Origin of the sequence: Micromonospora sp. CPCC 205554 (assembly GCF_036902745.1) — a bacterium.
GTDB classification, from domain to species: domain Bacteria; phylum Actinomycetota; class Actinomycetes; order Mycobacteriales; family Micromonosporaceae; genus Micromonospora; species Micromonospora tulbaghiae.
In genome coordinates this window covers 1-13,402 of record NZ_JBAKHP010000008.1, presented here as the reverse complement: position 1 = coordinate 13,402, position 13,402 = coordinate 1, and the positions used below count along the sequence as shown (strand labels likewise).

Here is a 13,402-nt window from a genome sequence, read left to right as displayed (position 1 = left end):
TGCGAGCGGACGTTACCACGCAGTAGCTCGCCGGCGTAGGGTCGAAAAGGCGGCAGCCATGACCGCCAGAACGGCAGTTCCGCACGCGAGCACGACCAGCCGGCGGCCGGCTCCGGCCCGCGGCGACGCGTCCGAGGCGGCCGGGTTCCGGTAGAGGCTCAGCGACTCCCCCTCGTACCGTAGGTCGAGACCGGCCAGAACGGCCGGGTCCACTGTGCTCGGCGTACCGTGCTGCACCACCACCCAGCGCACACCGGTGGCCGAGACCGGCCGCCCCTCGGCGAGCACCCGGCGCACCTCGCGCAGGCGCGGATTCTCCCCGGCCACCGCGACGTCGTCGACCACGAGCGTGTCGTCGGTGAGCACGGTTCCCGGCAGGTAGCGGGGCGCCGGGTCCAGCACCACCCGGCCCGGGTTCCACGGATAGGCCCGGTAGGTGGTCAGCGGCAGGGCGAGGATCTCACCGGGGTCGTCGGGCAGGCGCTCGGCGACCGCCCGCCAGTCCGCCGGGTAGCGCACCGGGCTGATCCGGCCGGCCCCGCCGAACGCCAGGTCCGGCATCGCGGCCACCGGCAGGAGCAGCAGCCCGGCCAGCACGATCCCGCCGACCTCCCGGTCGATCCGGGCCACCAGCCGTTCGGCGCCGAGCGCCGCGCACACCACCAGCACGAGGGCGTACGGCGCGAGGAACTTCTGCCCGTCGCGGAGCAGTCCCGCCCCCGGCACGTGCGCCACCGCCCAGCTCAGCGCCGTGTTCCCGCCGGGCAGCACGGCAAGGGCGGCCAGCAGGTACGCGCCGCCGGCCAGCACGCCCAGCCGTACCGCCGCGCCCGCCGGCAGCCGCCGCCGCAGCAGGGCGGCGCCGACAGCGGCCAGCACCACGAGGACCACCGTCGCCAACGGGGCCAGGATGGCGGACCGGCTGGCCGGAGTGGCCTGCACGTTCCAGATGCCGCCGGTGCCCGCGAGCGCCACCAATGGGCCGGCCCAGTTCTCGGCGCGCGCCGCGAACGCCGCCACCCCGGCCGGGTCGGACGTGCCGCCCGCGCCGGTCACCAGGGCCGCCACGAGCCACGGGGCGTTCAGCAGCGCGACACCGCCCACCGCGACCGCGGACAGCCGGAGCCGGGCCCGGTCCGCCGCCAGCACCAGCACCGTCGCCAGCGCGATCAGGCCGCCGGTCGGGGTGATCGCGGCGGGCGCGGCCAGCAGCACCACCCGGGCGGGCGCGCCGTCGCGGCCCGCCCGCAGGTCCAGCGCCGCCCGCACCAGCCAGGGCAGTGCGGCGTACGCCAGCAGCAGCCCCCACTGCCCGATCAGCAGCCGCTCGGCCAGGTACGGCGTCCACGCGTACGCCACCGCGGCGACCAGTCGCACCGCGCGCCGCTGCGTCGGCACCAGCCGCCCCGCGCCCACTGCGGCGAACAGGACCGCACCGGCCAGCGCCGCCCGCTGCACCACCCAGCCCGGCACGAGCTGGGTCACCAGCGAGACCAGCGCGTCCATCGGCACCGCCCGGGGCAGGCTCTGCGCCGGGGCCACCAGATCCCAGCTCAGCGGCTGCCGGGGGACGAACACCATGTCGTACCGCAGCGCGTAGCCCGGCGCCGCGAACGGGGCCAGGATCGACGCGGTGACGACGACCGCCGCGAGGTACAGCGGCAGCGTCTCCCGCCACCGCCGGACCGCGGGGCCGCCGCCGTCGGCGGGACGTCCGGTCATTACGGCTTCGGCACCGCCCGGCCGATGGTGACCAGGTTGGTGCACAACCGGACGCCCGGCGTGTTCACGGTCAGCTCGACGGCGGACCCGGCGCCCTCCAGCATGAAGAACACGTCGTTCAGGCCGCTCTTGAGCGTGAGTTCACGGGTCGCGTCGCCGAGCTTGAACACCGCCGTCGAGTCACCGGAGCTGACGTAGCCGAAGTGCACCACGTACGGCCACTCCACCAGATAGCCGTCCATCGGGATCCGGGCGGTCCGGCCCCCCTCGGCCAGGTGCCCGCAGCCCTCCACGGTGCCGGGCGCGACCTTGCGTCCCTCGACCACGACCGGACGGATCCGGCCGTTCTCGTCGAACGTCGACGGCTTCTCGCTCATCGTCACGAACGTCGGCCGACGCTGGGCCGGACGGAAGAAGTGGGACTGGAGGTTGTCCGGCCAGAAGTACCCGGCCACCACCCGGTCCGGCACGATCGTGTCGAAGAAGACGGTGCCGGGCGGGGCGGCGGCCAGCTCGGCCTGCGTCGTGGCCAGGTAGTCCCGGCCGTGCTTGGTGCTCCAGTTGTCGCCGAACCTCGCGGTGCTCCACAGCGTGCCCACACCGATGGTGGCCAGCAGCACGACCATCGAGACCAGGCCGACGGCGAAGGCGCCCGGCTCCCGCAGCACGGTCGGCAGCGGCCACGCGGAGACGTCGTCCTCGTCGTGGTCCTTCATCCCGAGCAGCGCCACCCCGACGCAGATCGCGGCCACCAGGACCACGTCCGCGACGTACCGGGGGACGACGCCGACCAGCGGCCCGAGCGGTCCGCCGAGCCGGGTCACCGCGAACAGCGCCGCGACCAGGCCGAGGTAGCAGGCGAGCAGCAGCCAGGCCCGCCCGGCGGACGGCCGCCGCCGCACGGTGACCACGACCAGCGCCGCGAGCACCGCCCAGGACAGCCACTTCGCGATGTCGTACGGGTCGGACAGCGGCGGCCCGTCACCGGCGTACGTCCAGCGCCACGGCCCGCCGAGCAGGCCCGGCACCACCGTGTCGCCGACCAGGTCGCCCAGGAAGGAGAAGACCTGCCCGACCGACGTGGGCTCGTCCAGCCCTCGGGCCGGGCGGGTCAGGTAGTACGCCAGGTACGCCCCGGACAGCACGGTGAGCATCAGCCACGCCGGCCAGAACCGGACGACGGTGGTCACCAGGCTGCGCCACGCGCGGCCTCTGGTGAACAGGAACGCGGTCAGCAGGAACAGCAGCGGCACGATCAGCAGCGCCTTGGTGTCGAAGAGCAGGCCGAACACCAGCCAGAACGCGACCAGGACGAGGTGCCGCCTCCGGCCGGTGCGCACGTACCGGACCTGGGCCGCCACGGCGAGGACCAGGGCGAGTTGCGGTGGCAGCACGAGCAGCCCGACCAGCCACAGCGACGACACCTCGAGCGTCAGCGGGCTGAACAGGAACAGGCTCAGCGGGACGAGCAGCCCCCAGCCGGGCCGCAGCAGGTCACGGAGCAGCCGGTAGAGGGCGATCCCCACCGCCGCCTGCCCGGCCGCCAGCAGCAGGATCCACGGCCAGTCGGCGAACCCGGCCGCCCGGACCATCACCCAGGCGACCGCCAGCCCGGCCGGCATGAGGTGGTTGTTGAACGTGCCCAGCAGGTAGTCCGGGTCCAGCCGGGTGTCGAGCACCTGCGCGGCGATGACGAACTCGTCCTGCGAGAACCAGCCACGGGCGGCCAGCCCGGCGCGCGACGCGACGGACACGATGATGAGGGCGATCGCGACCGCGCGGACGCGGTCGGCGGCTATCCAGCGACCGAGCGGTCCGGGTCCGTCGTCCTCCGCGCCGACGGCTGCCGGATGCGTCTCGGCCGCTGCTTGTGGCATTGACATGGTCGGCAGCCTGCCACACGCTTACACGCCGTGGGGACGGCCGTTCTCCTGATAACGCCCCGCAGCGCCCCCAGGTCGCCGCTGCGCGTCCGGTCCGGATAACGTCGCGCGACACGCGTCATGTTGCAGATGCGCGTACGGCCGGCGAGACAGGAGCCGAAAATGCGTGCGGACGGGACGACAACGTCGCCGACGGGGACGGACACCCCCGCCCGGGAGACAAGCCGTGCCCGGCAGACGGCGCGACGGTTCCGGCACCTGACGATCTGTCTCGCACTCACCGCCCTCGCCTTCCAGCAGGCTCCCGGGCAGGTCGTCCCGGACACCAAGGTCGACCTGAACGTCAATCCGGCCGGGTGGCTGCTGCGCTCGCTGCACCTCTGGGATCCCACCGGGACGTTCGGCCAGCTCCAGAACCAGGCGTACGGATATCTCTGGCCGATGGGCCCGTTCTTCCTGCTCGGGACGGAACTGGGCATCGCGCCGTGGATCGTCCAGCGGTTGTGGTGGGCGCTGCTGTTCTGCGTCGCGTACCTCGGTGTGGTGCGGCTGGCGGGCCGGCTCGGCATCGGCAGCCCCGCCGGCCGGATGATCGCCGGCGTCGCGTTCGCGCTGTCCCCGCGCATCCTGACCCAGCTCGGCTGGTCGTCGGTGGAGTCCTGGCCCAGCGCCGTCGCGCCGTGGGTGCTCATCCCGCTCGTGGGACTCGCCCGGGGCGCCCGGATGCGGCGCGCGGTCGCCGGGTCGGCGATCGCCGTCGCCTGCGCGGGCGGCGTCAACGCCACCGCCGTCGCCGCCGTGGTGCCGCTCGCCCTGCTCTGGCTCGCCACGCTCCGGCCCCTGCGCCGCCGCGTCACCGCCCTCGCGGCCTGGTGCGGCGCGGTCGCCCTGGCCACCGCGTGGTGGCTGATCCCGCTGCTGGTCCTCGGCCGGTACAGCCCGCCGTTCCTGGACTACATCGAGACCGCCCGCAACACCACCAGCGTCACCGACGCGGTGACGACGCTGCGCGGCGCCTCCTACTGGGTCGCGTACCTGGCCTCCCCCTTCGGCGCGACCATCCCGGCCGGCGCGCGGCTGGCCAACGACACGCTGCTCGTCGTGGCCACCCTGACCGTCGCCGTGCTCGGCGTGCTCGGCCTGTCCCGGCGTGGGATGCCGCACCGCCGGTTCCTCATCACCGGCCTGCTGCTCGGCGTCGCACTCGTCGGGCTCGGCCACACCGGCGACCTGCCGAACATCCTCGCCGGGCCGCAGCAGCAGTTCCTCGACGGCATCGGCGCCCCGCTGCGCAACGTGCACAAGTTCGACGTGCTGCTCCGCCTGCCGCTGGCGCTCGGCCTGGCGCACCTGGTCAGCCTCGCCGTACGTGCCGCCCGGACCGCGCCCGGGCAGCGCCGGGGCCGCGCCACGGCCCGGGCCTGGCTCACCGCCGGCACGGCGATGGTCGCGGTAGCGGGCGTCGCCTCACCGGCGCTCGCCGGTGGCCTCGCCACGCCGGGCGCGGTCAAGGACGTGCCCGGCTACTGGCACGAGGCCACCGACTGGCTGGACGCGAACACCGGACGCGGGCGCGTGCTCGTCGTCCCCGGCGCGCGCTTCCCCGCGTACGACTGGGGCAGCACCACCGACGAGATCGCCCAGCCGCTGCTGGACAGCCGGTGGGCGGTCCGCAACGCGATCCCGTTCACCCCGCCCGCCACGATCCGGCTGCTGGACGCGATCGAGTCGACGCTCGCCACCGGGGCCGGGTCGGCCGGCCTGGCCGACCTGCTCGCCCGCTCCGGGATCAGCCACGTCCTGTTCCGCGCCGACCTCGACCACGGCCGCTCGGACACGGCCCGCCCGGCGGTCGTCCGGCAGGCGCTGGAACGCTCGCCCGGGCTGACCCGCGTCGTGTCCTTCGGCCCGGTACGCGGCGGCTCCGACTCCCCGGACGAGTTCCGCGACCAGGGCCTCGACGTCCCCGGACGGGCACTCGAGGTGTACCGGGTGGACCGGCCCGTCCAGCCAGTGGTCGCGTACGACCGCGACGACGTGACCACTGTCGTCGGCGGTCCCGAGTCGCTGCTCGATCTGGCCGCCTCGGGCCAGCTCACCGACGCGCCCACGGTCCTGGCCGGCGACGCGAAGGCCGGCGAGACCAGCGGGCGCGTCGTGATGACCGACGGGCTGCGACGACGCGACGTCTCGTTCGGCCGGCTGCGCGACAACTCCTCGCAGACGCTCACCGCCGACGACACCTTCGCGGTGACCGCGCCCGCGCACGACTACCTGCCCGACTGGGGGCCGGAGTGGTCGACCGTCGCCCGCTTCGAGGGCATCAGCGCGATCCGCGCCTCGACCGCCCGCTCCCAGATCGACGCCGCCGGTGGCGCCCGGCCGGAGTACCAGCCGTACGCGGCGATGGACGGCGACACCGACACGTCCTGGCGGTCGGCGCCGCACTCCCGCAGCGACAGGCAGTGGATCGAGGTGAACCTGGCGAACCCGACCCGGGTCACCCGGGTGGAGGTGTGGTTCGACCTGAAGGCCGACGCCCTGCCCACCACGGTCACCGTGACAGCCGGGTACGAGAGCCGCACCGTCGAACAGTTCGGTGACCACATGGTCTTCGAGCTGCCCGGCGTCCACGCCACCCGCAAGGTCGAGGTCTCCGTCGACGCCGCGTTCGACCTGCGCCCGTTCGGCGACAAGTCGGTCGGCATCACCGAGATCAGGATTCCCGGTGTCGAGACCGGCCGGACGCTCCAGTTGCCCGCCGCCCCCGCCACCGACCAGCCGGCCGGCGTCGTCGTGTCGGCGGCGCCGTCCACGCCCGCCTGCTTCACAGTCGACGGCCGCCCGCGCTGCTCCACCGACGCGATCCGCGGCTCCGAGGACGCCTCCACCATCGACCGCACCTTCACGCTGCCGGTGGCCGGGACGTACGACGCGAAGATGTGGGCGCGGCCGACGCCCGGCCCGGAGCTGAACGCCGCCCTGGACAAGCTGGTCGCCGACGCCCAGCCGCTGCGCCTCGCGCCGCAGGTCACCGCGTCCTCGACGGCGGTACCCGACCCGGCCGGCCGGCCCGGCGCGGTCCTCGACGGCGACCCGGCCACGAGCTGGTCACCGGCGCTGAACGACGAGGCGCCGATCCTGCGCCTCACCTGGCTCGAACCGCAGGTCATCAGCCGGATCCGCTTCACCGTCGAGGACGGGACCGCCGCCACCCGGCTCGGCAGCGTACGAGTGGTCGGCAACGACGGGTTCCGCAGCAACCTGCTCACCGACGACGGTGTGCTCACGCTCGACCCGCCGATGCGAACCGACTCGATCACCATCCAGTTCCTCGACAAGCCGTCCGCCACCAGCATCGACCCGTACGGCCTGCGCCTGCCCGAGCCGCTGCCCGTCGCGGTCGGCGAGGTGACGGTGCTGCCCCTCGGGACCACAGTCGCGCCGCGTCCGGAGACCCCGCTGAAGCTGGCCTGCGGATCGGGTCCGACGCTCCACGTCGGCTCGTCCCGGATCACCACCACGCTCACCGGCACGGTGCGCGACCTGCTGGAGATGCGCGAGATGCCGGTCACCGCCTGCGGCCGGGTCACGCCCGAGCAGCTCGACCTGGGCAGCGGCGAGCACCGCGTCGTCACCACGGCGAGCAAGCTCGCCACCGCCACCCGGGTCGCGCTGGCGCCGCGTACCGCCACGCCCGCCGCGACGGCCACCGCCGGCGACATCGAGGTGGGTTCCTGGTCGGCCACCGAGCGCCGGGTACGGGTGTCCGAGCACCCCGTCGACCGGGTGCTCGCGGTCCGGGAGAACACCAACACGGGCTGGCAGGCGACCATCGGCGGGAAGAGGCTCACCCCGCTCGTGGTGGACGGCTGGCAGCAGGGCTGGATCCTTCCCGCCGGTGTCTCCGGGGACGTGGTGCTGCGCTTCACGCCGGACACCCCGTACCGGACGGGTCTGCTGCTCGGCGGCGTCCTGCTGGCGGTGGTGGTCCTGCTCGCGGTGCTGCCGGACCGCCGGCCGGCCGGGGATCGCGCGGTCGCCGTCGTACCGGCGGCCCGGCGACGGCTCACCCGCTCGCTGCCGCTGCTCGGAGTCGGCGCCGCCGCGCTCGTGCTCCACAGCGGTCTGCTCGGCGCCCTGCTGGTCGCGGCGGGCTTCATGCTCGCCGTACCCGGGCCGCGCCGCCTGCCCTGGACCGGCGACCCACGGCAGGTCAGGAGGATCGCCCGGGCCGCCGAGACGTGGCTTCCCGGCGCGCTCGTGGCGCTGGCCGGGTGGGTGCACCTGGAATCGGCCGACCGGCACACCGACGCGCTGCCGCAACTCCTGACGGTCGCCGCCCTGGGCGCGCTCTGGCTTCCCACGACCGCCCGCCGACGGCCCGTACGCCGGATCAGCCCGGCCTCGGCGGCGACACCGGCCGTGCCGGCCCCCCGGGCGCCCGAGCCGGCCGGACAGCCGACGCCCGTCCCCGCCCTCGCCGCCGCTGCCGTCGCCGCTCCCGCCGCTGCCGTCGCGGCCCACGACGTGGGCCGAGGGCCGGACGGCGAGGCCGAGCCGGATCCGGCCCGGGATGCGGACGTGGACGATCGTCCCGAGCCGGGCTCGGACGACCGGCCCGGTCCGGACGGCGTGCCGGGCTCGGGCGACCGCCCGGCGTCCCGCGTCTCGGAGATCACGTGACCGAGGGCCGGCCGGGCCCCGGGCCGGAGGCGGCGGACGCCCGGACGACCGGGCTGGGCGCGGCGGGCGTCGCCGTCACGCTCGCCGGTGTCCTGGTCAACGGCCTGGCCTACCTGGTGCCGGTGCTCGCCGCCCGGAAGCTCGACGCGGACGACCTCGGCGCGCTCGCCACCGCCCTCGGTCTGGTGGCCATCGCCGGTGTGCCGGGGCTCGGCCTGCAACTGGCGGTCGCCGTGCACCACGCCCGGCACGGCCCGTCCGACACCCGGCGGCTCACCGTGCTGACCGCCGCCCTGTGCGCGGGGGCGCTGCTGGTGGCGACTCCGGTGCTGGTCACCGCGTTGGACCTGCCGGCGGTGGTACCCGCGCTGCTGGCGGTCACCACTGCCTCGGTGGTGCTCTCGTCGCGTTCGCTCGGCGAGTTGCAGGGCGGTCAGCGCTTCCTGCGGCTCGCCACCGCGATGGCGCTGCTGGCCGCCGCCCGCTACGGCGGGGTGATCGTGGGGCTGCTGCTCGGCGCGGGCCTGACCGGCGCGCTCGGGATCGGTGCGCTCACCGCCGCGCTGGCGCCCCCGGCGCTGGCCTGGCTCACCGGTACGCCCCGGCGTCCGTCGGCCGCCCCGCGCCTGACCGTCGCGCAGGTGACCGCCGGATGCGGCGCGACGCTGGCGATGCTCGTCGTCTCCTACGCCGACCTGCTCCTGGCCCGGCAACTGCTGCCACCGTCGGGCTCCGGGGCGTACTCGGTGGGGACGGTCCTGACCAAGGGCGCGCTCTGGGCGCCGCAGGTCGCCGCCGTCCTGGCCCTGCCGCGCCTGGCCCGCGGCGACCGCCGCAGCCGCACCGTCGCGCTCGCGGTGACGGGTGCGTGCGGTCTGGTCCTGGTGGGCGCGTCGGCGGTCGCCGGCGGGCTGGCCTTCCGGCTCGTCGGCGGACCCGGCTACACGTCGCTCGGCCGGTACGCGCCGCTGTTCGCCGCCGTCGGCGCGCTCTACGCGGTGACGTTCGTGCTGCTCAACGACCGTCTCGCCGGGGGCGTCAGGTGGGCGGCGGCACCGCTGTGGCTGGGCACGGCGGCGCTGGTGACGGTCGCCGTGGCCGTGCGCCCGCGTACCGTCGGCGGTCTCGTCGTCGCGGCCCTCGCCACGGCCGTGGTCACGACACTGCTGATGGCCGTGCCGGCGCGTCGGCGGACAGCCAGTCACCCAGCAACAGGTGATCGATCGAGTCCACCCGGCCCAGCGGCCGGCCGGACGCGATCCGCTCCCGCAGCTCCGCCCGGGTGAACCAGCGCGCGTCCAGCAGCTCCACCCCGTCGACGCGGACCTGCTCGGAGGTGGCGACGGCCCGGAAACCCACCATCAGGCCGGCGGGGAACGGCCACGCCTGCGACCCCTGGTAGGTCACGTCGGTGATTGTCACCCCCGCCTCCTCCGCCAGCTCCCGGCGGACCGCGTCCTCCAGGCTCTCACCCACCTCGACGAATCCGGCGAGCGTCGAGAACGAGCCCTCGGGCGCGCCCGCGTGCCGGGCCAGCAGGCAACGCCCCGGCGGGCCGGGCGCCTCGACGAGCACAATGACGGCCGGCTCGATCCGGGGGAACAGAAGCCGCCCGCACTCCGCGTCGGCACAGGTCCGGACGTGCCCGCCACCCCCGGCCACGGCCGCCGCGCCACACGCGCCGCAGTATCGCTGCTGCCGGTGCCACAACAGCAACCCCCGGGCGTACGCCTGCACGGCCGCCCCGGCCGGGTCGAGCCGGCCGGCCAGCGCCCGCAGGTCGACCGCCCGCGTCGCGGCGGCGGCCTCCACGGCGGCCCGCTCGCCCAGCGCGGACAGATCCACGGCGAACACGGCGGCGTCCCCGTCGAGCCCGAGGAAGACGGTCTCGTCCCCAGCGGCCCGGACGGCGGACGCGCGCTCCCCGGTCAGCCGGACCGGGCCGTCCCCGTCGACGAGGCAGCGGTCCCGCCACAGCGGCAGCACCACGCTCGCCGGATCGGTCAGCCGCTCGGCCAGCCAGTCCGCGTCGGCGCGCCGCGCCGCCGCCCGATCCAGCCATCCGCCGCCGTACGCCGGCACCCGATCCTGTGTCCGCACCAGCTCACCGTGCCACGATCCCCGTCCCGGCACGGCCCCGAAACGGGTGATCGGTGCGACACCGGCGGTCAACCGACACGACCGCCGGACCGGACACTCCCGGCGGGCCCGAGCGTTGGTTACCGTAGGTGTCTCCCGCGGGGGAAGCGGTCCCCGCGTGTACTTCCGATCGAGGTTGCAGTGACGATGTACGGCGAGAAGATGCCGGCTGCCGACGACCGTCCCACCATCAAGGTGGCGGCGGTGAGCTGGCCCGGCGTCGAGATGGAGCCGGTCGCCACACCACCCGGAGGCGGCGCGGCCAAGCCGACACGCTCGCGACGGGCCCGGCTGCTGCTGGCCGGGGGGATCGTCGCGGCAGTGCTCGCCGGCGGCGTCGGCCTGGGCGCCTACGCGTACGCCGGTGACGTGCCCCGCGGCACCACGGTGCTCGGCACCGAGCTGGGCGGGCGGAGCCGCGCGGAGGCGGCCCAGGCGCTCCGCGCCGAGCTGGAACGCCGGGCCGACACGTTGAACGCCCCGCTCGCGGTCACAGTCGGGGAGAACAAGGCCGAGCTGAAGCCGTCCGACGTGGGGCTCGCCATCGACGTGGAGGCGACTGTGGCGGCGGCCGCCGAGGCCGACGCGCACGCGGTGAGCCGGCTCGTCGGCTCCCGGGCGGTCGAGCCGGTGGTCACCGTCGACCAGGCCAAGCTGGGGGCGGCCCTGCGCAAGGTGATGGGCGCGCAGGGGCGTGAGATGACCATGCCGGCGATCATCTGGACCGGGACCACACCGAAGCCGGTCTACCCGAAGCCGGCGCTGACGATCGACACCGACGGCGCCACCGCTGTGGTGAAGGCCGGCTGGCTGGCCGCCGAGCCGGTCACCGTGCCGCTCGTCGAGAAGTGGCCGGCCACCAGCCGCGAGGAGGTGGACCGCCTCGTCGCCGAGCTGGCCCGGCCCGCGGTGGCCGCGCCGGTCACGCTCACCACCGACGGCGGTTCGGTCACCGTCCCGCCCGCCGCCATCGCCCGGTCGCTGCGCTTCTCCGCCGACGACGCCGGCACGCTCACCCCGAAGGTCGACGTCAAGCGGCTGCGTACCGCGCTCGGCGACCGGCTGGCGAAGCTCGAGGTCGAGCCGCGGGATGCCGGGCTGACCATCAGCGGCGGCAAGCCGAAGGTGCTGCCCAGCAAGGCCGGACGCCAGGTCGACGCCGCCGCGCTCGGCCCGGCCCTGCTCGCGGTGCTGCCGAAGACCGAGGGCCGTACGGTGATCGCCGAGCTGAAGCCGGCCGCCCCCGAGCTGACCGAGGCGGAGCTGGCGAAGCTCGGCATCAAGGAGCGGGTGTCGACGTTCACCACCCACTTCACCGGTGGCCTGTCGTCGCCGCGCAGCCAGAACATCGTCCGCGCGGCGAAGGACGTGGACGGCGCGCTGGTGAAGCCGGGCGAGACGTTCTCGCTCAACGGGCACACCGGCGAGCGCGGCTACGACCAGGGATACAAGGACGCCCCGACGATCGTCGGCGGCAAGCTGGTGCCGGGCGTCGGCGGTGGCGTCTCCCAGTTCACCACCACGCTGTTCAACGCCACCTACTACGCCGGGCTGGAGGACGTCGAGCACAAGCCGCACTCGTTCTACTTCAGCCGCTACCCGGCGGTGATCGAGTCGACCATCTACTGGCCGCAGCTCGACTTCAAGTTCCGCAACAACACGCCGTACGGCGTACTGATCGACACGTCGTACACGTCCAGCTCGATCACCGTCTCGATCTGGAGCACGAAGATCTACGACAGCGTGAAGACCGAGTACGGCCCGCGCCGCGACATCACCCAGCCGAAGACTGTCTACCTGACGCCGGGGCCGACCTGCATCGCCGCCGCCGGCGCAGTCGGGTTCGCCCAGGACGCGTACCGGGTCATCAAGAAGGACGGCAAGGTGTTCAAGCGGGAGAAGTTCAGCTGGCGCTACGACGCCGAGCCGCGCTTCATCTGCGCCCCGAAGCCGGGCGACGACTGATCCACCGAACGCGAGAAGGCCCCGCCGGACGCATCCGGCGGGGCCTTTCCCATGCTTCTCACGGCCGTGCCGCGGCCAGCCCTTCGCGTACGCCGTCGGCGTCCCGGTCGGTGCCGTAGACGGGCGTGTCCGGCTGCTGCCGCCAGCTCTCGTCCAGGGTGCCCGCGTCGACCGGGTCGAAGCCCAGCTCGTCCACCAGGCCCATGACGGTCCGCTTGGCGTCCGCGTCGTCAGCGGCCACCGGCAGCGCGATCCGGCCTGCCGCACCGGCCGGCTTGCCCTCGTCCATCAGGTGCGCTGCCTGGATGTTGTTGAAGACCTTCACCACCCGCGCGCCCTTGAGGTGGTCGGCGGTCCAGCGGCTGGAGCTGAGGCTGCGGTCCAGCAGCTCGGGAAGGTCGCCGTCCCGCTGGGGGTAGTAGTTGTTGGCGTCGACCACCAGCTTGCCGTCGAAGAGCGCCGCCGGGAGCTGCGGCACCGCCTTCAGCGGGATCGCGATGACCACCAGCTCGGCGCCCTGCACGGCGTCCTCCACCGACACGGCCCGGGCGCCGGTTTCGGCGGCGAGGTCGGCCAGGCTCTCCGGCCCGCGGGAGTTGGCCACCGCGACGTCGTGACCGAGTGAACGCAGACGACGGGTGAGGGTGCCCCCGATGTGCCCCGACCCGATGATTCCGATCTCCATGCCCACTCCTGTACCCCGTGTGGTCGGACCCGATCACGGTCCCGGCGTACGACACGTCACGTTTCGCGCCGCCGGGCAGGCGGGCCGGCGTGCGTCGACGGTCCCGGCTCGACGTTACGAGACTGACGAGGCCGACGTGGTGATTCCCGTCGGCCGGCCCCAAATCCGGGGCGGTGTAGCTCACACGGATAGGCAATGGAGGGCTTGGCTTTCGAATACACGCAATTCAGGGCCACCCCGTGCGGGGGTGGCCCTGAATTGGAAGATTGTCCGGCGGTGTCCTACTCTCCCACACCCTCCCGAGTGCAGTACCATCGGCGCT

General features: G+C 74.5%; 6 protein-coding genes and 1 pseudogene. 3 read left to right on the top strand and 4 right to left on the bottom strand.

Annotation, left to right across the window (positions count from 1 at the left end):
- Positions 1-12: 12 nt before the first annotated feature.
- Both V6U82_RS13250 and V6U82_RS13245 read right to left on the bottom strand, forming a co-directional pair.
- Positions 13-1,722 carry a hypothetical protein gene (locus V6U82_RS13250; RefSeq protein WP_334461090.1) on the bottom strand — a complete coding sequence of 570 codons (1,710 nt, stop codon included), beginning with the start codon at positions 1,720-1,722 and terminating at the stop codon, positions 13-15.
- Positions 1,722-3,599: a hypothetical protein gene (locus tag V6U82_RS13245; RefSeq protein ID WP_435122981.1), complete on the bottom strand. Its 1,878-nt coding sequence runs from the start codon at positions 3,597-3,599 to the stop codon at positions 1,722-1,724. Before V6U82_RS13245 ends, V6U82_RS13250 begins: the two co-directional genes overlap by 1 nt.
- Before the next feature lie 168 nt (positions 3,600-3,767).
- Between V6U82_RS13245 and V6U82_RS13240 the strand changes: the two genes are divergently transcribed.
- Together V6U82_RS13240 and V6U82_RS13235 are read left to right on the top strand one after the other, a co-directional pair.
- Positions 3,768-8,291 carry an alpha-(1->3)-arabinofuranosyltransferase gene (locus tag V6U82_RS13240; protein ID WP_334461088.1) on the top strand — a complete coding sequence of 1,508 codons (4,524 nt, stop codon included), beginning with the start codon at positions 3,768-3,770 and terminating at the stop codon, positions 8,289-8,291.
- Positions 8,288-9,577 carry a lipopolysaccharide biosynthesis protein gene (locus V6U82_RS13235; RefSeq protein ID WP_334461087.1) on the top strand — a complete coding sequence of 430 codons (1,290 nt, stop codon included), beginning with the start codon at positions 8,288-8,290 and terminating at the stop codon, positions 9,575-9,577. The genes V6U82_RS13240 and V6U82_RS13235 overlap by 4 nt, the downstream gene beginning before the upstream one ends.
- Here the strand turns inward: V6U82_RS13235 and nudC are convergent.
- Positions 9,468-10,391, bottom strand: a pseudogene (nudC, locus tag V6U82_RS13230) (NAD(+) diphosphatase); the annotation flags it as partial. The gene V6U82_RS13235 and the pseudogene nudC sit on opposite strands and share 110 nt — an antisense overlap.
- A 186-nt stretch (positions 10,392-10,577) precedes the next feature.
- On the opposite strand from nudC, the gene V6U82_RS13225 reads away from it, so the two are divergent.
- Positions 10,578-12,395 (top strand): VanW family protein, encoded by a 1,818-nt coding sequence (locus V6U82_RS13225; protein WP_334461381.1) that lies wholly within the window; start codon positions 10,578-10,580, stop codon positions 12,393-12,395.
- A 58-nt stretch (positions 12,396-12,453) separates the two neighbouring features.
- Here V6U82_RS13225 and V6U82_RS13220 read toward each other — a convergent pair whose 3' ends face one another.
- Positions 12,454-13,080, bottom strand: a complete 627-nt coding sequence (locus V6U82_RS13220) for an NADPH-dependent F420 reductase (RefSeq protein WP_334461086.1) — start codon at positions 13,078-13,080, stop codon at positions 12,454-12,456.
- Between the last annotated feature and the right edge of the window lie 322 nt (positions 13,081-13,402).

What these genes read in the sequence shown, in the direction of transcription:
- V6U82_RS13245 (WP_435122981.1), bottom strand. Translation starts at nt 3,599, where the DNA reads ATGCCACAAGCAGCGGCCGAGACGCATCCGGCAGCCGTCGGCGCGGAG.
- V6U82_RS13220 (WP_334461086.1), bottom strand. Translation starts at nt 13,080, where the DNA reads ATGGAGATCGGAATCATCGGGTCGGGGCACATCGGGGGCACCCTCACC.
- V6U82_RS13250 (WP_334461090.1), bottom strand. Translation starts at nt 1,722, where the DNA reads ATGACCGGACGTCCCGCCGACGGCGGCGGCCCCGCGGTCCGGCGGTGG.
- V6U82_RS13240 (WP_334461088.1), top strand. Translation starts at nt 3,768, where the DNA reads ATGCGTGCGGACGGGACGACAACGTCGCCGACGGGGACGGACACCCCC.
- V6U82_RS13225 (WP_334461381.1), top strand. Translation starts at nt 10,578, where the DNA reads ATGTACGGCGAGAAGATGCCGGCTGCCGACGACCGTCCCACCATCAAG.